Annotated in this window: 14 protein-coding genes; 1 reads left to right on the top strand and 13 read right to left on the bottom strand. The window is 75.5% G+C overall.

What is annotated here, in order from left to right:
* Window positions 1–130: 130 nt before the first annotated feature.
* Complete coding sequence (locus tag ACIBSV_RS44665; protein ID WP_395873243.1) at window positions 131–538, bottom strand: peptidase inhibitor family I36 protein; 408 nt, start codon at window positions 536–538, stop codon at window positions 131–133.
* Window positions 539–1,076: 538 nt separating this feature from the next.
* On the opposite strand from ACIBSV_RS44665, the gene ACIBSV_RS44660 reads away from it, so the two are divergent.
* Window positions 1,077–1,466 (top strand): ATP-binding protein, encoded by a 390-nt coding sequence (locus ACIBSV_RS44660; RefSeq protein ID WP_395873242.1) that lies wholly within the window; start codon window positions 1,077–1,079, stop codon window positions 1,464–1,466.
* 71 nt (window positions 1,467–1,537) lie between these two features.
* On the opposite strand, the gene ACIBSV_RS44655 is transcribed toward ACIBSV_RS44660, so the two are convergent.
* The 12 genes from ACIBSV_RS44655 to ACIBSV_RS44600 form a co-directional block, all read right to left on the bottom strand.
* Window positions 1,538–2,176 (bottom strand): LysE family translocator, encoded by a 639-nt coding sequence (locus tag ACIBSV_RS44655; RefSeq protein ID WP_395873241.1) that lies wholly within the window; start codon window positions 2,174–2,176, stop codon window positions 1,538–1,540.
* 66 nt (window positions 2,177–2,242) lie between these two features.
* A complete protein-coding gene (ppdK, locus tag ACIBSV_RS44650; protein ID WP_395873240.1) occupies window positions 2,243–4,933 on the bottom strand; it encodes a pyruvate, phosphate dikinase in 2,691 nt (896 codons plus the stop codon).
* A gap of 297 nt (window positions 4,934–5,230) precedes the next feature.
* Window positions 5,231–6,391 (bottom strand): hypothetical protein, encoded by a 1,161-nt coding sequence (locus tag ACIBSV_RS44645; RefSeq protein WP_395873239.1) that lies wholly within the window; start codon window positions 6,389–6,391, stop codon window positions 5,231–5,233.
* Between the two features lie 112 nt (window positions 6,392–6,503).
* Window positions 6,504–8,456 (bottom strand): hypothetical protein, encoded by a 1,953-nt coding sequence (locus tag ACIBSV_RS44640; RefSeq protein WP_395873238.1) that lies wholly within the window; start codon window positions 8,454–8,456, stop codon window positions 6,504–6,506.
* 6 nt (window positions 8,457–8,462) lie between these two features.
* Complete coding sequence (locus ACIBSV_RS44635; protein ID WP_395873237.1) at window positions 8,463–10,379, bottom strand: phage tail protein; 1,917 nt, start codon at window positions 10,377–10,379, stop codon at window positions 8,463–8,465.
* Entirely contained in the window at window positions 10,376–11,344 is a 969-nt protein-coding gene (locus tag ACIBSV_RS44630; RefSeq protein WP_395873235.1) for a hypothetical protein, read from the bottom strand. Before ACIBSV_RS44630 ends, ACIBSV_RS44635 begins: the two co-directional genes overlap by 4 nt.
* Window positions 11,341–12,375, bottom strand: coding sequence for an H-type lectin domain-containing protein (locus ACIBSV_RS44625; protein ID WP_395873234.1), 1,035 nt, complete (start codon window positions 12,373–12,375; stop codon window positions 11,341–11,343). Before ACIBSV_RS44625 ends, ACIBSV_RS44630 begins: the two co-directional genes overlap by 4 nt.
* Window positions 12,372–12,665, bottom strand: a complete 294-nt coding sequence (locus ACIBSV_RS44620) for a hypothetical protein (protein WP_395873233.1) — start codon at window positions 12,663–12,665, stop codon at window positions 12,372–12,374. The genes ACIBSV_RS44625 and ACIBSV_RS44620 overlap by 4 nt, the downstream gene beginning before the upstream one ends.
* A complete protein-coding gene (locus tag ACIBSV_RS44615; protein WP_395873232.1) occupies window positions 12,662–14,947 on the bottom strand; it encodes a hypothetical protein in 2,286 nt (761 codons plus the stop codon). Before ACIBSV_RS44615 ends, ACIBSV_RS44620 begins: the two co-directional genes overlap by 4 nt.
* A 3-nt stretch (window positions 14,948–14,950) precedes the next feature.
* The gene (locus ACIBSV_RS44610; protein ID WP_395873231.1) at window positions 14,951–19,306 is read right to left on the bottom strand and encodes a hypothetical protein; all 4,356 of its coding nucleotides are present in this window, start codon (window positions 19,304–19,306) and stop codon (window positions 14,951–14,953) included.
* Entirely contained in the window at window positions 19,303–19,755 is a 453-nt protein-coding gene (locus ACIBSV_RS44605; RefSeq protein ID WP_395873230.1) for a GPW/gp25 family protein, read from the bottom strand. The genes ACIBSV_RS44610 and ACIBSV_RS44605 overlap by 4 nt, the downstream gene beginning before the upstream one ends.
* Before the next feature lie 2 nt (window positions 19,756–19,757).
* On the bottom strand, window positions 19,758–20,036 hold the full coding sequence (locus ACIBSV_RS44600) for a PAAR domain-containing protein (protein WP_026217775.1): 279 nt from the start codon (window positions 20,034–20,036) through the stop codon (window positions 19,758–19,760).
* Between the last annotated feature and the right edge of the window lie 3 nt (window positions 20,037–20,039).

Raw genomic sequence — 20,039 nt, 5'->3', positions numbered from 1 at the left:
GCGGTCGCCGCGCCGCGCACACCGCCCCCACCCCCCCCCGCCCCCCCCCCCCCCCCCCCCCCCCCGCCCCCGGGGGGGGGGGGGGGGGGGGGGGCGCCCCCCCCGCGCCGGCCGGCAGGCCATCCCGGGTCTAGCGGCCGTAGTCCCGGCCCACGACCAGAGGCTGTCCGGCGGCGTCCGCGCTCGCCAGATCGCGACCGGCGTCGACGCGACCGTGCACCGTGTACTGATAACAGGGGAAGCGGATACAGACCACCGGATGACTCACGCCGTGGAGCACATCGAACCCGGTGCGGTTGGCGATCGACAACACCGGAGCGGTGATCGTGTAGCCGGCGTCCCGGCGTTCCTCGATCATCCGCGCGGGCACGACGGTCCGCGTGCCGGTCAGGTTCTGTCCGCTGTAGACGCAGAGACTGCCCGTGGGGCAGGAGACGGTGTCCGCGACGTCCGCCCGTGCGGTCGGGGCGAGCGTGAGCGCGCCCAGGACGATGGCCGCGGCGGCGGCAGCGGCCGTGGTGGCGAGTTTACGAATCATGCGAGTGTCCTCACTCCTCGATGGGTCCGAACGGTTATGCGTCGGTTTTCCGCCGGTTGATCGGCGGGCGTCGACGCAGGCAACGCTCTCGCATCGACAGCGGTGCGTGAAACCCCATTTACGGACAGTGGCGACCCGTGTTGTTTCGGCCGTGTCACCAACCGTCGACACCCGCCGCGAACAGGAAGGTAATCATTCGACTACGGGCGGTGAGGCCCGGAAACTCGGCCTCCCGAGGAACGCGGCGGGTCCGCCCGCGGTCTCGCGTCGAGGCCGGAATGCGACCCTCCACCCCGTCGATCCCGGACACCAGCCCATGGCCGAATCGCCACGGTCACCGCCGCGTCCGGCACGAATCGCCTCCGCACCACTTCCTCCGGCCACGCCGGGAGTGGGTCCTCCAGGGCAGGGCAGGCATCCGCCCGATCGACCGGAACCCGGCTCGGGTCCCGGGCAGTTCACGGCGTCGAGGCAGGGCGGGTGCGCATGATGAGGACCTGCGTTTCCGGAATCCGGCGGCGTCCGGGGCCGGTACCCGATGCGTGAGTCGATCGCCTACGACGGCGCGCCCGGAACGACCCGCCGGGCACGCGCCTTCGCCGGGCGCTTCCTGGAGCGGGCCCGGGCGATCGGGGACGTCTCGATCACCACGCGGGCCGCGGAGGTGGTCCCGCTGGTCGTCGACGAGTTGATCGCCAACGCCACCCGGTACGCGCCGGGGCCGTGCCTGCTGGAACTGGAGATCACCGGCCACGACCTGCACGTCACGGTGTCCGACGGCACGCCGACCCTGCCCGTACCGCACACCCCGGACGTCGATCGCATCGGTCGGCACGGCCTGGAGATCGTGCGCGCCCTGTGCGCGGGCTTCGCGGTCGAACCGAACGCCGCGGGCAAACGGGTCCGCGCCCGCATCCCGCTCACCTGACCGCGGCCGCCCACGGCCGATCCCCCGACGCCGACTCGCCGTCCCGGGCCCCGCGGGTGCCCCGACCCGGGTCAGTCCTTGCGGCCCGTGACCGCGACGGTGACGCCGAGGCCGATCATGGTGAGGCCGCCGATCCCACCGACCCGGGCCAGGCGTGTCGGGGAACTCGCGAACCAGGTCCGGGTGGAGGCGGCAACCAGGCCCCAGACGCTGTCGCAGGCCACCGCGATCACGTTGAACACCAGGCCGAGCAGCAACATCTGCGCCATCACGTGCCCCTGGTCGCGGTCCACGAACTGGGGCAGTACGGCGGCGAAGAACACGATGGTCTTGGGGTTGGCCACGCCGACCGCGAACCCCTCCCACAACGTGCGCAGCCCGCCCCGCGCGGGAACCGCACCGTTGATCGAGGCGTGCAGAAACCCGCGCTCCCGCACCGCCTTGACGCCGAGGTACACCAGGTAGGCGGCGCCCACCAGCTTCAGCGCCGTGAAGACCAGTACCGACCGCTCGACGACGGAGCCCACCCCGAGTGCCACCGCCACGACCAGTACGTACGCCCCGATCGTGTTGCCCACCACCGTGGTCAGCGCCGCCCGGCGGCCCTGCGCCAGCGCCCGTCCGACCACGAACAGCACGCTGGGACCGGGTATCACGATCAGCAGGAACGACATGGCCGCGAACGCCGCCAGCCGGTCAATGGACACCATGCGGCACATGAAAGCACGGAGACCACGCACGCGCGCGGCCATTTCGCGTGGGCTCCGGCCGGAGGTTCAGCGCGAGTCCGCCTCGGCGTGGGTGCCCGCCGCCGCGCGGGCCGCCTCCAGGCGGGCGCTCGGCAGGCGGAACGGTGAGCACGACAGGTAGTCGACGCCGACCTCGTGGAAGAAGTGGATGGACGCGGGGTCTCCGGCGTGTTCGCCGCACACCCCGATGCGCAGATCGGGCCTGGCCCGCCGACCCTCGTCGACGGCCAGTCGGACCAGGCGGCCGACCCCGTCCCGGTCGATGCTCTCGAACGGCGAGACGGCCATGATGCCGCGCTCCAGATAGGCGGCGAGGAAGGACGCCTCGGCGTCGTCGCGGGACAGGCCCCATGTGGTCTGGGTCAGGTCGTTGGTGCCGAACGAGAAGAAGTCCGCCGTCGGCGCGATGCTCCCGGCGGTGAGCGCGGCCCTGGGCAGCTCGATCATCGTGCCCACCGGGCAGCGCACCGGCAGCCCGGCGGCCCGGCCGACCTCGTCGAGCATCCGTTCCACCTCCTCGCGCACCACACGCAGTTCCTCGACCGTGGCGACCAGCGGAATCATGATCTCCGCCCGCGGATCACCGCCCGCGCGCAGCCGAGCAACCACCGCTTCGCCGATCGCGCGTACCTGGGTGGCGACCAGGCCGGGAACCGTGAGCGCCAGGCGTACCCCGCGCAGGCCCAACATCGGATTGGCCTCGTGCAGCCGCTCGATCGCCTCGTGCACATGCACGTCGTGCGGCGCCGGCTCCCGGCCCATCGCCCGCGTTCGGGCCAGCCGGACCGCCGAGTCGGTGTGGTCGGGCAGGAACTCGTGCAGCGGCGGGTCGAGCAGCCGGATGGTCACGGGCAGGCCGTCCATCGCCGCGAGGATGTCGGTGAAGTCCTCGCGCTGGAGCGGCAGCAGCGCGTCCAGCGCATGCCGCCGGTCGGCGTCGGTGCGGGCCAGGATCAGGTCCTCGACCAGCGGGCGTCGCGCGCCGAGGAACATGTGCTCGGTACGGCACAGGCCGATTCCCCGGGCGCCGAAACGCCGGGCCCGGGCCGCGTCCTCGGCCGTGTCGGCGTTCGCCATGACCTGCAACCGCCGTACCTCGTCGGCTCGGTCCAGGAAGCGGGCGACCGCCTCGACCACGCCGGCGGAACGGGCGCCGGTCTCCAGGTAGCGGGTGACCGCCGAGGGCACGAGCGGCAGCGCGCCCGGGTACACGGCGCCGGCCGTACCATCCACCGAGACCACGTCGCCGGCCTCGACGACGGTTCCGTCGGCTCCGGTGCAGCGCCCGCCCTCGATGTCGATGTCCAGGTCGGCCGCGCCGCACACGCAGACCTTGCCCATGCCTCGGGCGACCACCGCCGCGTGGCTGGTCTTGCCGCCCCGCCCGGTCACCACGGCCTCGGCCGCGATCATCCCGGGCAGGTCGTCCGGGCTGGTCTCGTGGCGGACCAGCACGACCCGCTCGCCGGCCGCGGCCCGCCGGGTCGCCTCGGCGACGTCGAACACCACCGCGCCGACCGCGGCCCCCGGCGAGGCCGGGATGCCGTGCGCCAACGGCGCGGCGTCGCCGTGCGCGTCGAAGCGCGGGAAGGTGAGCTGGTCGAGTTGCCCGCCGTCGACCCGGGAGAGTGCCTCCGACCAGGTGATCGTCCCCTCGTCCACCAGCGCGCAGCCGATCCGGAAGGCGGCCTCGGCGGTGCGTTTGCCGACCCGGGTCTGCAGGATCCACAACCGGCCGCGCTCGATGGTGAACTCGACGTCGCACAGATCGCGATAGTGCGATTCGAGCTGCCGCAGGTAATCGGTCAGGCGGGCGTAGGCGGCCGGGTCCAACCCCTCCAGGGCTTGGAGCGGCAGCGCGTCCCGGACGCCGGAGACCACGTCCTCGCCCTGGGCGTCGGGCAGGTAGTCGCCGTAGACGCCGGCGCGCCCGGTGCCGGGGTCGCGGGTGAACGCGACGCCGGTGCCGGAGTCCGGTCCGGAGTTGCCGAACACCATCGCCTGCACGGTCACCGCGGTACCCAGGTCGTCCGGGATGTGCTCGCGCCGCCGATAGACCCGCGCCCGCTCGCCGTTCCAGGATCGGAAGACCGCGAGCACTGCGCCCGCGAGCTGCTCGCGCGGATCCTGCGGGAACTCCTCGCCCGCGTCCTCGCGCACGATCGCCCGGAACTCGTCGACGATCCCGGTCAACTCGCTTACGTCCAGCCCCAGATCGTCCGCCGCGCCCAGGCGCAGCCTGCGCCGGGTGAGCACGTCCTCGAAGCGGGCCGGGTCCACGCCGAGCACGGTGGTGCCGTACATCTGCACGAGTCGGCGATACGAGTCCCACGCGAAGCGTTCCCGGCCGCGGGCCTTGGCGAGGCCGAGCACGGAGGCGTCGTTGAGGCCGACGTCGAGGATCGTGTCCATCATGCCGGGCATCGAGAACCGGGCACCCGATCGCACCGACACCAGCAACGGGTCGTCGGGCCGGCCCAGACGTCGCCCGATCGACGCCTCCAAGCGGGCCAGGTGGTCGGCGATCTCGCCTTCCAGTTCGGCAGGCGGCGCGCCCGTACGCAGAAAGACCCGGCAGGCGTCGGTGCCGATCGTGAAACCGGGCGGCACCGGCAGTCCCAACCGGGTCATCTCGGCGAGATTCGCGCCCTTGCCCCCGAGCAGCGCGGCCTGTTCCCGGGAGCCTTCACTGAAGTCGTACACATACACGCCGGCCATCGGCATCCCTTCCCGCACAGCGGACCGCCTCGGCTGTCTCTCAGGGTAACGCCGGGCCCCGGACCACCGCAGGCCGCGATCCGGCCACGATCGGGCCGCCCGTTCCGACGCCCGCACTGCCCGATGTCGTCGCGCCCGCCGACTCCCACTCTCGGCTTCGGTCTCGGTCTCGGTCGATGCCTCGATGGATCGGCGCGTCGGTGCGTGGGCGCGTCCGCGACCCGCCCGGAGTGCTCCGTCCCGGGCGCGGTCGTGGGTGTCCGTGCGGGTTGTGCGGGATGGGTCGTCCCGTGGGGGTCAGCCGCTGGTCAGGCGGAGCACCAGGTTGGCTCGGTCGATGGCTTCCAGGACGGGTCCGGGTGGGACCTCGGCGGCGTGGGCCTCCTCGGCCAGGGTCTCGGGATCGGCGCGGGCCAGGTCGGCCACCGTGCGGTCGCCGAGCAGGTCGGCCAGTCGGGCGGTGCGGGCGACGCCCAGGAGCGTGCGCGCGGGCATGGCGCGGACGGCCTCGGGGTCGTCCGCGGTCATGACCTCCTGGGCGTGCGACGAGGAGAAGGCGTGCGCGAGGGCCTGTCGGGTCACCTCGGTCCAGCCGGTGAGCCGGTCCTGGCCGGGCTGCCCGCAGTAGAAGCCGTAACCGCCGAAGGACGCGGTGAAGCGACGGTTGCGCAACTGGTCGACGGACAGCCTGCCGTCCGCCGCGACGGTGAAGTCGGCCAGCACCACCCAGGGTTGGGTGGGGCACGGCGGGCACGGGCGGGTGCCGGTCTCCGAGATCCGGGACGAACACCCCGTGGTCTCCTGGCGGCTGTCGTCCTCGCCGTTGACGTACACGTCCGGCAGGGTGTCCAGCACGCCGAGGGCGAAGCCCTCCCGAACCCGGCTGTACTCGCACGCCGTGTCCTCGCAGCCGCAACCGGCCGCCGCCACCGGCGCGGTGAGGCACTCGTCGTAGCGCACCGCGAGGTAGTAGGTGCGCCCGGGTTCGCGCCGCTCGCGCACCGGCGCGCACCAAGGGTCGTCGGGCGGCGGGCATCCGTCGGTGGCGCCGGGCAGCGAGTCGCGTACGTCCACCCTGATCCGGTGGTCGACCACGATCTCGTCCCCGTACGGGCCCAGCAGGTAGCCGGGCGAGACGTCCAGCAGCCAGGGCAACCGGCCGCCGTCGCCGTAGCGGACCGTACGTACGGTCACCCCGCACACCACACCCCACCCGTGCAGCAGCCGGTTGTGTCGGCGCATGCGTTCCAGCAGCCAGACACCGGTCTGGGCGAGGTCCTCCGGGCCGACGAGTTGGCCGCCGAACCAGCGTGGGCGCAGCCGCCCGGTGGCGTTCCGGCCCAGGCAGTCACCGCATCCGCACGCGGAGGAGGTCTCGCTCCCGCCGTCGCAGCCGCAGCCGCAGCCGCCGTGTCCGGCCACTGCGGCGGGCCGGATCGTTCGTTCGTGCACCGTCAACGTCTCTCAGCTCCTCGGTATGCGTCGTCTCGGTGGCGCCCGGCGTCCCGTTTTCCGGGCGGGCGGCACCCGTGCGATCCCGTCGGCCGGCGCAGCGCGCCGGTTGCGGCACTCACTCCGGCGCCACCTCGAAGACGAGGTGCACGAACCCGCCGGGGTCCCCGTCGAAGAGTTCGACGTCGACGCTCGACCGGGCGCCGAGGGCGGACACCGGCCGGGCCGGGGACAGGACCTGCTGCCCGGACCAGATCGAGAAGAGCGTGTGGTTGTCCAGGGCGGTCCCGAGGAAGTCCGCGTCCAGCGGCAGCGCCGGCTCGTCCGCGCCCACCGGCGGCACCGGGGCCGCGGCCGAGGACCGCACCTGGAGCAGGAATACGGCGGCCGGTTCGCCGGCGTCCGGAAGCCGCACCCCGTCCACGCCGAACGTGTACGTCACCCTCTCCCCCCGCGAATCGCCGCGGGCGCCCGGGCCCAGGTCCAGGTGCCGGAAGCCGGCGAGCTTGTCCCCATCCCGCAGGGCCTGGAACAGCTCTACCCAGCCCTGCGGTTCGGCCGACGCGGGGTCGACCAGGGCCCGGTCCACGGTGAGTTCGACGTGCGGTCGGCGGGTGAAGCGCGTCCAGTCCCGGCGCAGCGGACCGGCCGGATCCAGTCGCGCGGCGCCGTCCGGCCACACCCGCAGCAGCCTGGGCCCGTTCTCCACCTGCTCGGTCGGCGGGGGCGGCGGCGCGAACACATGCAACTCGCCGCCCTGGGTCCCGTTCCCGGACGGGAACGGCGGTACCGCCGCGAGCGGCGCCCGCTCGACGAGGTCGGCCAGGGCGGTGTCCTTGGGGGCGCCGGGAGCCATCGCCCACAGCGTGTCGCGGTCGGCGGCGGTGAGCCCGGTGCCGACCAGGTCGGGGTCCAGCGCCAGGCCGTCCGGGTCCTGAGCGCGCGGCGGCCCGGCGCCGGGCACCCGCGAGGCCACCACGAAGATCGTCTGGGTCAGCAGGCCCTCGCTCTCGAGCCCGACCGTGTACGCCACGCCCTCGCCGTCGGCCGGCACACTCACGTGGGTGAAGGCGCCGCCGGCCCGGGTCAGCTTCAGCCGTTGCGCGCCCGTGTGGTCGAGTTGCCACACGCCCACCCACGGGTCCGGGGCATCGAATGCGGCGTCGGCGAGTTGCCGGTCGAAGGCGATCTCCAGGCGCTTCTCGGCAACGAAGGCGCGCCACGTCGCGGGCGTCGCGTCGGTGCCGACCTGCGGCCACAGCCCGGTGATCCGGGGCGGCAGGATGCGGCCCGCACAGCACGCGTCCACCCGTTCGGCCAGGCACATCAGCAGGTCGAACAGGACCCGGTTGGAGTAGACGACCGGCCGCGCGGTCACCGTGTCCAGGTCCGGCTCGCGCTCCGGCGCGTAGGTGATCGTCGCCAGGACCACGCAGTCGTCGGCGCGGTCGCACTCGTGCTCGACGGTGTCGGCGACCCGCTCGCGGCGGTCGAAGTCCGCGCCGCGCCGGTCCGGGAAGATCGCCGCGCACTGTTCCTCGCTCAGGCCGACCGGGTCCGGTTCGCAGGCGGTGACCCGGATCAGGAACCGTTCCAGGGTCAGCGACGGGACGCACTCCTCGCGGACCTCGCAGTCGACCACCGGGCTGCGGACGAACTCGGTGCCGCACTCGTGCCGGCACAACACGATCGCGACCGTGCCGTCGTGAACCGGGTCGCCCTCGGGTTCGCCCGCGCAGTCGGTGGGTTGGTACGGCTCCTCGACTCGGACCGGGCGGTCCACCACGATCAGCCGGCCGCGGCCGTCCACCGCGACGCCGGGGCAGACGGTCAACCCGCCGTCCGTGTCCGCCTCCACGTCCAGTCCGCACAACACGCCGGGGCCCAGGCCCAGCCGGGCCAGGGTGGCGGAGGTGCTTCGGTGGTAGGACTGTTCGAGCTGCCAGTGCCGGACGTCCATCAGCTTGCCCGGGTAGAAGCGGTTGCGGACCGGCGGGGCGGGGGACGCGTCCTCGCCCCCGTCGCAGCCGCATCCCGTGTCCGCCGCGTGGTCCTGACCGTGCTGACTCACTTGTGCTCAACCCCTTGGAGATGGTCGGGTGGTCGACCCGCGACCGCCTGGTGTGGGAAGCGTCGTGTCGAGGCGTGTCTCGACGGGACCGCCGACATGCGCCGCGGCCGATCCCGGCAGTCGGATCCCGGTGCCGAGCGCGGGTCCGGCACCCGCGGCCCGGTCCGGCGGCGGGCCGGCCACGTAGGTGTCGATGCCGACCTGTCCCGGGATCGCGCCGTGCCGGGCGGCCCGCACCCGCGCGAACACGTGTGCCGGGCGCTCGCGTTCGACCACGCGGGCGATCTCCGGCAACGCGTCGGCGTGTTCCGGCGGGACATGTACGCACACCCGGTGCGCGAACGCGGCGTACAGCGGCAGCCCCCGGTCCTGCGCCGGGATCAGGTGGGCGCCGTCGAGCACGGCCGTGGCGTCCAGGACCGGCGGCCCCGGGTCCGCGACGTGCGTCGCGGTGTCCCGGCCCAGTCCGCCGCTGCCCAGTCGCCAGACCCCGGCGCGAAGCAGCGGTTCGGACAGCCGGACCGCGACCCCGGTCTCGCGGGCGACGGCCTCGACCAGCCCCGCGGGCGTGCCGCGGCGGCCGTGCGCGGTGTACGCCCCGGCGATGTCCGCGCGCCGCGTGGCGGGGTCGGCGGAGCGGGACGGTGCGGCGTCGACCCAGCGGGCGAGCCGGTCCAGCCACGGATCGTCCGGGCGGTCCGGGGCCGAGCCCGGGTCGAGCAAGGCGGGCAGGTCCTCCAGTTCGCGCACCGACGCCTCGTGCGCGCAGGCGAGCAGGCCCAGCAATCGGCCGAGCGTGCCCGAGCCGTCGTCATCGCCGGTGTAGGCGGCGGGCAGCGCGTCGAGCAGGCCCCGGCCCACGTGTTCGACGCGTACGTCGTCCACGCGCGGGGTTCCGCGTCCGTCGCCGAGCAGTTCGATCGCGATCCACAGTCGGGCGCCGGGGGTGGTCGGGCCGGCCAGGACCCGCACGTCCAGGCCGTCCAGGGGGCCGGCCCGCCAACGGCCCGTGGGGGTCGGCACGGGCGCGTCGTCGGCGTCGGCGCTCGCCGGATCCGGCGGGTCGGGGGTGACCCCCTTCGGCGCGAGCATCGTCCACACCCGCACGTGCGTGCCGGACGGCGCGGGCTCGGCGAGGAGGATTCGGACCCGGTCCCAGTGTTCGACGCCGGGCGGCTCGATCGGCGCGGGCAGTACCGCGACGCCGCGCGTGCCGGTGCGCCGCGCGCCCAACCGGGAGATCCCGGCGGGGCCGGCCACGAACACGCGCCCGCACCGGTCGACGGCGATCCCGGCGAAGTCGCCGCCGGCCAGGACCCGCACCGGTGAGCCGTCGTCCGGAACCGACACGACGCCCGGGCCCGGCACCTGTCCGGCGCCGCCCGCCACGAGTACCCCGTCCGGCACCCGGACGGCCGCGAGGCCGCCGACCCGTACCCGGGCCGCGCGCAGCGCGGGGTCCTCCGCGGGCGGCGGGTCGGTCCACGGCGCGAGGTACTCGCCGGTGTCGGCGAGCACGACCATGGCCCGGGGACGCCGGTGGTGCGCCGATCGATTCGGCTCGTCGCCGACGATCAACAGCCGCCCGCGGTCGAGCAACCACAGTCCGCGCGGCGCGCGCAGCGCGGCGGGATCCCCCGTGGCCACGTCGAGGCAGCCCAGCACGCACACCATGTGGTCGCAACCGTCCACGCGCAGCACCCGACCGTGGCCCGGATCGGCGACCACGATCGTGCCGTCGCCGAGCACGACCAGCCCCAGCGGCCCGCCCGCCGGGTCCAGGTCCACGCACGCGATCGTTTCCGGTGTCGCCGTCCCCGGGCCCAGCACCAGCCGCTCGCCGTCCGCGCGCACCCCCGCGAAGCGGGCCCCCGGCCAGCGTCCCAGCGTGTTGACCCAGCGGTAGTCGATCGCGCCGCTCACCCGCCCTCCACCCCCATCCACGAGATGTGCCAGCCCAGTTCGGTGCGCACCAGGTTCGGGGTCTCCAGATCGGCGAGCACCACCGCCGGATTCAGCGGCAGCGTCGTGGTGCCGCCGGCGGCCCCGCCGATCCGCCCGGCGGGCAGCGGCACCACCACGGTCATCCGGCCGGGCTCCGCGCTGTCCACGTAGGGCGTGCCGTCGAGCACGCAGGCCTGGCCACCCGGCGCGGCCGACGCGCTCAACTCCCGATCGCCGTCGAGCCGGACCGTGTAGGCGGGGATGTCGCCGAAGCCCGCCGCGCCGGTGTCGACGACGGTGCGCAGCCCGATCACCACCCCGGAGGCCGGATCCTCGACCGCCGACCACACGGTGCCGAACGCGCTCGTGGCGCCGGTGGCCACGTACGGCGTGGGGAGCACCGCCAGGATCCGGCGCCCGGCCGGATCGGGCGGCGCGGTCAGCGCACAACCGCGCACGGACACCGTCGCGAGCAACACGTCCAGCCCGTCCCGCAGTTCCGCCGGGGTACACCAGCCGACCGTCGGACCGTCCGCGAGCCGCACCGCGCCGACCACGCCGCAGGCCCCGTCCCGGGTCCGCACCGCCGCCTCGTCGTCCTCGGTCCAGCGCAGCGTCAGGCAGAACACCACGTCACCGCCGTCCGGCCCGGCGGCCACCGCCGGCACATCCGACTCGGCGCCGTCCACCAGGATCAGGTCGCGACCGAGCGCGTCGAGCGCGTACCCCGCGCCGATCGCGACGCGCTTGGCACCCCGGGCACCGGTCACCTCCAGGCCGAGTGCGATGCCCCATCCGTGCAGGACCCGGTTGTGCAGCCGACGGCGCGAACGTTCCACCGAGACCGCGTCGTCGAGGTCGGCGGCGGCAAGCACCTGTCCGGCGAAGAAGCTCGGGCGATGCGTCGGCGGCAATGCCGCCCCGCTCGTGGTCGGGCCGGTCATGCGGACTCTCCCCTTCGTCGAGGACCCGGTCGGGCCCCGGGTGGCTCGCCGGCTCGGCGACCGGCTCGGGCATCCGGGCCGGGCCGCGCGCCGGCTCGGCGACCGGCTCCGGCATCCGGGCCTGGCGTGTCGGCGCCCCGACGACCGGGTCCGGCATCCGGGCCGGGCCCGCCCCGGTCCTCGGGCCCCGTCGCGTCGCGAAGATCGCGTGGCACGTACACCACCGGCCGGGTGCACGGCACCGGGCACGGCGGGTCGACCGGCCCGGGCAGCGCCGGCACCCGCCGCGCACTCAGCACGGCCGTCCACGCGAACGCCATCGGCACCGCCGAGACCTTCGGCTGCTCGTCGATGTCGCCGCTCTCCGGCAGCGCGTGCCGCACGGTGAGCGCGAACCCGGTCGTGTCGACGTCGGTGACCTGCGCGGTGCCGGCACCGGTACCGGCCGGCGGCGGCCCCTCGGCGCCGACGAACACCTGCGGCACCTCGGCGAACGGGCGGGCGAAGTCGATCCGCGCCGACCACCGCACGCGCGAGCCCTCGGCGGCGGCCCCGCCCCGGGGCACCCGGCCCGCGAGCAGCACGGTCGGCCCGGGTCCACGCGCGGTGCTCCGGGCGCCGTCGCCGACGTCCAGCCGCCCCGAGTCGGGGTGATAGACCGCGAGCGGCACGTCCCCGAGGCCCACGACATCACCGGGCTCCAGCCGCCGGACCCGACCGCGCGGTCCGGCGCCCGCACGGCGCAGCACCACGGTCTGCGGCCCGACCGCCTCCCCCGGCACCACGAGCACGTCGTCGGCGCCCAGCACGAGCAGGTCGCCGTCGCGGGTGAGAGCCACGCCCGGCTCGACCAGAACCCGCCCGATGTCGAACGTCGACACCGCCAGGCCCACCGCGACACCCCACGTGCGATGCGCGGCACGCGTGTGCCGGGCCAGATACCACGCCTCGTTCGCGGTCAGATCGCGCAGGTCGACGGCGTCCAGCCGGACACCGACTTCCTCGACGATGCGGTCGGGTGTCGCACTCATCGCCGCTCCTCCCCCCGGACCACGCACACGAAGCGCTCCCCCGGCGGAACCAACACATCGTCGGCGCCCGGCACCAGCAAGTCGCCCTCGCGGGTGAGGACCACGCCCGGCTCGACCGGAACCCGCCCGATGTCGAACATCCACACCGCCAAACCCACCGCGACACCCCACGTGCGATGCGCGGCACGCGTGTGCCGGGCCGGGCGCCACGCCTCGTTCGCCGTGAGATCGCGCGAATCCGCGGCATCCGACCGGACACCGGATACCTCGACGACACGATCGGGTGTCACACCCACCTCCGCTCCTCCCCGCGGACCGCGAGCACGGAGTGCTCGCCCGGCACCACCAGCGCCGTCGGCGGTACGCACAACCCGCCGCAGCCGGGCGGCCCGCCGTCGGCGCGCAGGGCGAGCGCGGTGACGTGGTCCACGCCGGGGACCTCGTCCAGCACCCGCAACACTTCGCTGCGGTGCACGTCGCGGCCGAACGGCCAGCCCGTGCCACGCGGTCCGCCGGTGATCGGGTGCAGGAACGTGTCGAGCGCGGCGCGCACCGCCGCGGTCGCCGCGATCGGGTCGACGCCCGGAAACAGGGCCACGGTCGTATCCGCGCTCACCACCACATAGCGCGGCCCGGTGACGAACAGCCGGGTGCCCGCCGTGCGCAGTGCGGCCAGGTGTCGGCGCACGGCACGCAGCAGACCCGGTGTGGGCTCGGGTCGCCCACGCGGGAGCGCGGGCACCACGACCGCGGTGACGCAGCCCGACGCGACCAGGCCCGGCAGTCGCGGGTCGGTCTCGGCGAACGCGCGGACCCGGGCGATCCGGGTGCCCGGAGTGTCCAGCGCGCAGCGCTCGATCCCGGCCAGGGTCACCGCGCGTTCGGGCGCGGCCAGCCGCAGTACGGCGGTGTGGGGCAGGTCGTCGAGCGAGTGCGCGTCGGCGGCGGCGAGCGCGTCCACGAGGCGTTCGTGGGCCCACAGCGCGCGTTCGGCGCGGGCCGCCGCCGCGGCGGTGTCCTCGGCGTCGGTGCCGCCCGTCGCCGGGTCGACCAGGGCGGCGGTGAACGCGTCGGGGGCGGGCGGGCCGCCCAGGAGCACGCGGGTGCGCACGTCGGGCGCGACGACCACGGGTGCGGGCGGGGCCAACGTGCCGCCCCGGGCTCCGGAGGTGGTCCGATAGGCGGCGAGCACGGTACGGCCGGCCTCCGGGACCCGGCCCGCGCGGCCGTCGCCGAAGGTCAGCGTCCCGGTCGCGGCGTCCAGCACCGCGTGCAGGTCGGTGCGGCCGGCCGCGTCCAGGTCCGGGACCAGCCGGACCGGTTCGACGCCGCCGCCCGGGTCGGCCAGCCACACCCGGTCCGGGCCGGGTGTCGGCGCGTCCGGGGCCACCGCGCCGCCCGGCAGGGTGAACGTCTGTTCCGGCGCGCCGTCGCCGACGCCGGCTGCGACGAGTTCGGCCGCCAGCCGGCCGGGGGCGCCGGCTGTCGGCGCGATCCAGCGCAGGATCCGTACCGGCGGCGCGGCCGGGTCGTCCGCGCGCACGGTCCGCACCACGCGCGCGGTGTCCACGGTGATCGCCAGCGGCACGACCGCGCCCTCCACCAGCGCCGCTCCCCCGGTGACCACGGCCGTCGACGCGACGTCGTAGGCGCCCACCGCCGCGACCGCCAAGCTCGCCTCGACCGCGTCGGCGACCACCCGACGCAACCGGGGCGGCGCGTCGTGCCGACCCCGGTCGAGCCGGCAGCGCAGCCACGCGCGGGTCCCGGCCGCGCCGAGCGATTCGACCGGCAGGCCACCGGGCCCGATCCGCAGCCGCACCGCGCCGGATCGGGTCAGCGCCCGAGTGCGGTCCTCGACGTCGCCGAGCGGCTGCCACCCGCCGTCCACGCGGGCCTCCCACACGGTGTGCGCGCCGTGGTGCGCCGAGGTGCCCGGGTCCCGGACCGAGTCCACGGCATGGGCCACGTCGGCCACGTCGCTCCCGCTCGCGTCCAGGTGGAGCGCGAGCGCGGCACCCGGGGGCAAAGCCCGGTCCAGCCCCAGGAGCAGCGCGGCGCCGACTCCCGGATCGGGGCCCAACGCGTCCACCGCGGCGCCGCCGAGCAGCGTGGGGGTGTGGTCGGTCCAGCCGAGGGTGTACGCCGACTCCCGCGCGGTGCCGTCGTCGGTGCCTGCCGCCGTCACCGACGCGCCGGTCAACGGCAGCGCCTCGACCGTTTCCAGGCCGGTCGGAGCGTCCGCCCCGTGCGCGAGAAAGCCCAGTCGGGCGGGCAGTTCGGGCGGTGCGCCGGGCCCGGGCCGGATCGCCAGGACCACCCGTGCCGGGCTCGGCGCGGCCGGGTGCACGCCGAGCAGCGCGAGCAGTTTGCGCCGGTGCCGGTCGGTCACCCGCGAGGCCCGGTAGACGTCCGTGTCCACGAGCCACGCGAGCATCTCGATCACCGCGATGCCGGGATCGGAGTGGTTGTGGTCGGTCCAGCGCGGGCTCTCCAGCGGCAACAACGCCCGCGCCTCGGCGACCAGGTCGGGCCACCGCCGGGTGTCCAGACTCGGAGGGAACAGGGGCATGGTTCAGTACTCCCTTCCCGGGGATCGCGAGGATCGCGAACACCCGGCGGATTCCGGCGTCCCCGGGGCCTGTGGGGACCGTGGGGACCCGACGGACCGCGCCACCCCCGGCCCCGTTCCGGTCTTCCCCGGCCCGGCGAGCCGCACCACGAGCGGTCCGGCGCACACCACGGCGTCCGCGGCGACCGGTACCGCGTCGCCGGCGGGTACACCGTCCACGGTCAGGTCCAGCGCGGTCACCACGTCCACACCGGGCACCGCCTCCAGGCGCCGGGCCAGATCGGACAGGTACACGCCCCGGCCGAACGGCCAGCCGGTCCCGGTCGGGCCGCCGTCCAGCGGGTGCAGGAAGCGAGCCAGGTCGGCGAGCACCGCGCCGCGCACCGGGCCCGCGTCGCCGGCCCGGGTCGGACGTACGGTGGCCGCCACGCCGATCGGGAAGTAGCGCGCGCCCTCGACCACCAGGCGGGCCGCCGCCGGCATCCGCGCGCCGACCGCGTCCCGTACCCGGCGCAGCAGTTCGCCGGTCGGCTCCGGCCGGTCCGTACCGTCGCGCGGCACCACGACCAGTCGGATCACGCCCGGCAGCACCCGACCGTGCCGGTCGCGCGCGCCCAGCGCGCGGGCCGCCGCGATCGCCGGGACGGTCTCCCGGGCCAGCGCCGCCACGTCGCTCTCGGTCAGCGCGAGCCGGCGGTGTCGCAGCAGCGCGGGGCCGCGGCGCAGGACGTCCGGGAACGGTTCCGCGTCGGTGCCGCCGCTCGCGCCCCGGGGGTTGCTCACCGCGCCGACCGCGACCGCGCCGATCGCCTGGGTGATCGCGCCGGCGGGCACATTGCCGACCGCGCCGCCGCCGGAACGGTACGAGCGCAGCCGCACGTTGTCCGGCCCCACCGGCGGAACCCGCCCGTGTCCGTTCCCGCCGAACAACACCCGCCCGGTGGCGTGGTCGCACACGAAGACCCGATCGGCCGGACCGGCCAGCCCCAGGGAGGGAACTTCGTCCCAGCGCACCCAGACCTCGCTCACCCGGCCCGTGCGCGGATCGGCCACCGTGCGCAGCGCCGCACCCGCACGCTCGGCCAACTCCCGGCGCAGCAGCGGAAGATCGACAAAGGCGCGCTCGCCGTCCAGCTCGCGCACCTCCAGCACCGCGCCGTCCAAAACCGGGGCGCGCATGGCCTGGAAGACCTGTCCGGCGCTGCCGTCGGCCGAGCCGAGCAGTTCGTCGCTGATCGTCTGGACCTGCCGCACCCCGGCCGCGTTGGGCACCAGCGCGCTCAGCACCGGTCGCGGGGGTTCGGCCTCGCCGGGGAAACGGGCCCGGATCCAGGTGCGGGGTGTGCCGAATCGGGCGGGTGGCGCGTCGCGCAGTTCGCCGCCCGCGTAGGCCCGGGAGAGCCGGTCGCGCACGGTGAGTGTCTCGCCCTCGGCACCGGCCACGAGCACCGGTTCGCCACCGCGCGCGTCGGTGAGCAACAGCCGGTCTCCGGGCCCGAATCGGGCGGCGGCGCCGCGCCCGAGCAGGGTCACCGTACGGTCCGCGGCGCCCGCGACGGGTGCCCCGGGCGGGCCGCCGGCGCCGGGCCAGAGCAGGCCGACCACGCCGCCTCGGGTGAAGCCCTCGGTGCCGTCGTCGCCGGCCAGGGCGACCCAGCCGGTGCCGTCGTAGCCCTCCCAGGTGGGTCGTACCGGGACCGCGTCGGGGTCCTCGCCGGCGGGCTCGACGTACAGGCCCAGGCGGTCGGCGGGCAGTTCGCCGTCGAAGCCCAGGTACAACGTCGGGGCGGTCTCGGCCATCGGGCGAAACGGCGTGGCGCCGGGTCCGGGGAAGGCGAGGTCGGCGGTCAGGTCGGCCCACGCGTGGTCGTCGAGCGCGAGCGTGTGTCGCGGGTCGTCGGGTCCGGCGACGTGCCGGTAGAACACCTCGAAGCGGTCCAGCACCGGTGGCCGGGGCTCCACCACGGGCAGGAAGTTGAGCACGCCGGACTTGTCGGTCCAACTCACCTGGCGCAGGAAGGAGAAGCTGCCGCGTTCCAACCGCGCGCGCAGCCAGCGGCGTTCGTCGCCGGTCACCGAGGCCGCCGCCCAGTCGCTCGGCACGGTGAAGTGCAACGCTCCCGAGCGTTGCAGGGCCAGTACGGCGGGCGCGCCGGCCGCGCCGATCGCCCGCCAGCGGATGCCGTCGTAGTACTCCCAGGTCACCTCGGGCGCGGTGAGCTGGTTGGGGGTCTGCGCGCCGACCACGGCCTTGAGCAGGTCCTCCGGCGCCAGGTCCGCCAGCGCGGTCGCGATCGTGCGGGCCTTGGCCACCTGGGTGTCCACGGCGGTCCTGGCCGCGTCGATCCGCGAGGTCACGTCGGTCACGAACGCCTGGGGGTCGGCGCTGAGGAAGGACGGCAGCGGGGTGTCGGCCAGGTAGGGGGTGGGGGTGGCCAGGACGGTGCCCAGCGCGGACGCGAGCGCGCCGTGCGCGGCGACCACCTGGGCGTCGCTGCCGCCGCCGAGCGCCTGGGCGAGCGCGGCCCGGGGCGCGGTCAACGCGCTCGCGCCGGCGGACAGTTGCGCGGTGACGTCGGCGGTGGCCAGCAGCAGCCCGGCGCTCGCGCGCGGGGCGCCGCCGAGCGCGGCCAGCGCCGCGGCGAGGTCGGCGGCCGGGTTCGCGGCGGTCTGCGCGGCGGTGACGTGCTCGCGCGCCGAGCCGATGTTGCCGAACAGGCCGGGCTCGGCCTGCGCGGCGCCGCGCAACGTGGTCAGCGCGTCCCGCAGGTGCGTCTTGACCTGGGCGTACCACGCGGTCGGGTCCTCGCCGGACAGCGGCGAGACCACCGCGCGCCCCAGGTCCCCGGTGACCGCGGTCAACTCGGCCAACCTGGTCGCCACGGCGCGGATGTCGGCGACCGTCTTGTCGCGGAACTCCTTCGCGTTCTGCACCCCGCCGGTCAGTTCGCCGGTGCGCTGGTCGGCCTCCTCGGCCGCGGTGCGCGGTCGGCCGAGCACCACGGTGACCCGGGCGCCGGGCTTGGCGAACGCGGCGTCGCACGCGACGTGGAAGGCGCTGCCGCGTACCGGCGCCGGGCCCAGCGGGGTGAAGGCCCGGGTCGGGTCCACCGCCTGCGCGTCGGCGACCGCCTTGTCCGGGGCCAGGCCGGTGCGCAGGGTCAGGTCCAGGTGCGCGGGGGCGTCGAGGGCGAGCGGCGCGGTCAGGTCGTCGGGGTCGTCCAGGACGAAGTAGTCGATGCCCGGTTTCGGGGTCGCCGTGCCGGCGGTGAAGGTGTCCGCGGCGGTGGGCGGCACGGTGACGCCGAACCGCACCGTGTGGCCCGGGTGCGCGGTCCCGATCGCCACCGGCGTGCCGGGCTTCGCGGTCGGATCGGCGTTGCTCGCCGCGGTGGTGTCCCGCACGTGCACCGTCACCTCCGGCGGTGCGGTGGTGCCGTACGCGGCGTGCACGGTGACGGTGGTGTCGGCACCGGTCGGCGGGCCGGTGAACAGGGCCAGGCGCGCGTGGGTGCTCACCGCCGCGAGCCGTACCCGTGCCACCTCGGGAACCACGAATCCGGGTCGACCGCTCAGCGCCGAGTCCAGCCGGGCGCGCAGCCAGTACGACTCGGTGCCCTCGACGGTGGTGGTCACCGCCGTCGCACACGGCGCCACCAGGCGGACGGTGCCCGAGCGGGTCAGCCCCGCGGTGCCGTCGCGGGACTCGTCGTCACCGTCGCCCCAGGGCGCGAACGCACGCCACGCGCCGCCGTCCCACCACGTCCAGGAGATCCGCAGCGGGCTCGACGCGGGTCGCCCCAGGACCACGGTGATCTCCACGGTGGCCCGCCCGGCGAACGCCAGGAGCGTGTCGTGCGCCAGGTACAACTCCCGTACGGCGGGGCGCAGATCGGTGAACAGCGTGACCGGGCGTCGGGCCAGGACGTCGGCGGAGTGGTCGGCGGCGGCGTCCGCGCCCGGGTCCAGGCTCCACACCTCCACCAGCGGCGCGCCGGCCAGTGCCACCGTGTCCCGGGTCTCGAAGATCAGCGGCGCGTCCTGTCCCGGCACGGCGGCGCCCAGCCGTGATCCGGCGGTCACCCGGGCCCCGCTCACCCCTGGCAGCGGCTGGAGCAGGACCGTGGTGCCGGCGCCCTGCGCGGGCAGCAGCGACACCCCCACCATGTCCAGGAGGGCGGCGAGTTGCCGGTCGGGCAGGGCGGCCAGCCGTTCCTCCAGCGCGGCCAGCAGCGCGCCGAGTCCGTGTGCCACGCCCAGGGATGGTCCGCCCGGGGTCGGATGCCAGTCGGGTACCCAGCCGGTCCGCGCGGCCAGCAGCGCGGCGACCACCTCGGCCCGGCCTCGTGGCGTGCTCACGTGGCCGCCCCTTCGTGCAGGTGGAACGGGTACACGAGGTTGTAGAAGGTGTTGGTGGCGCGGATCCGGTAGTCGATGCGCACGTCCAGTCGGCCCGCCGCGCGATCGGCCACCGACACCTGCACGCCCAGCACGTCGATGCGCGGCTCCCACGCGGTCAGGCCCTGTTCCACCCGCAGCCGCACCAGCGCGGCGGTGGCCGCGGTGACCGGCTCGAACAACATGTCCTCCAGACCCGCGCCGAAGTCGGGACGCATCACCCGCTCACCGCGTCGAGTGCCCAGGATGAGCAGCACGGACTGGCGGACCTTCTCCGGCCCGGCCGCCTCGGCCGCCTCACCGAGCGGGTCCAGGCGGGCCGGCGCGGCCCAGCCCCGGCCGAGCACGGCGGCGTCCGCGGGGGTGTGCTGCGCGGGGTCTGGATCGAGCGGCGCGTTCGGTTCGGCCATCGTCAGCCTCCGATCAGCACGGTCGGGACGCCGGCCACCACCGGTGCGCCGCAGCCGGCCAGGTCGCCCTGGCGCAGCGCGCCGCGACCGCCGACGAGCACCGTCGCGGAGCCCTTGGTGAACGGTGACGGCGGGTGGGCGGCGGGCGGCGGGAACGCGCACGCGTGCATGTCGCCCTGCACGGCGGCGGGCAGTCCGCCGATCAGCACGGTGGGCACGCCGGGTCCCGCGACCATGCCGGGGTGACCGGTGGGGTCGGTGACGCGCGCTGCTGCGGGCACGGC

Source organism: Embleya sp. NPDC050154, assembly GCF_044460165.1.
Taxonomy (GTDB): Bacteria; Actinomycetota; Actinomycetes; order Streptomycetales; family Streptomycetaceae; genus Embleya.
This window is presented reverse-complemented; position numbering and strand designations above follow the sequence as displayed.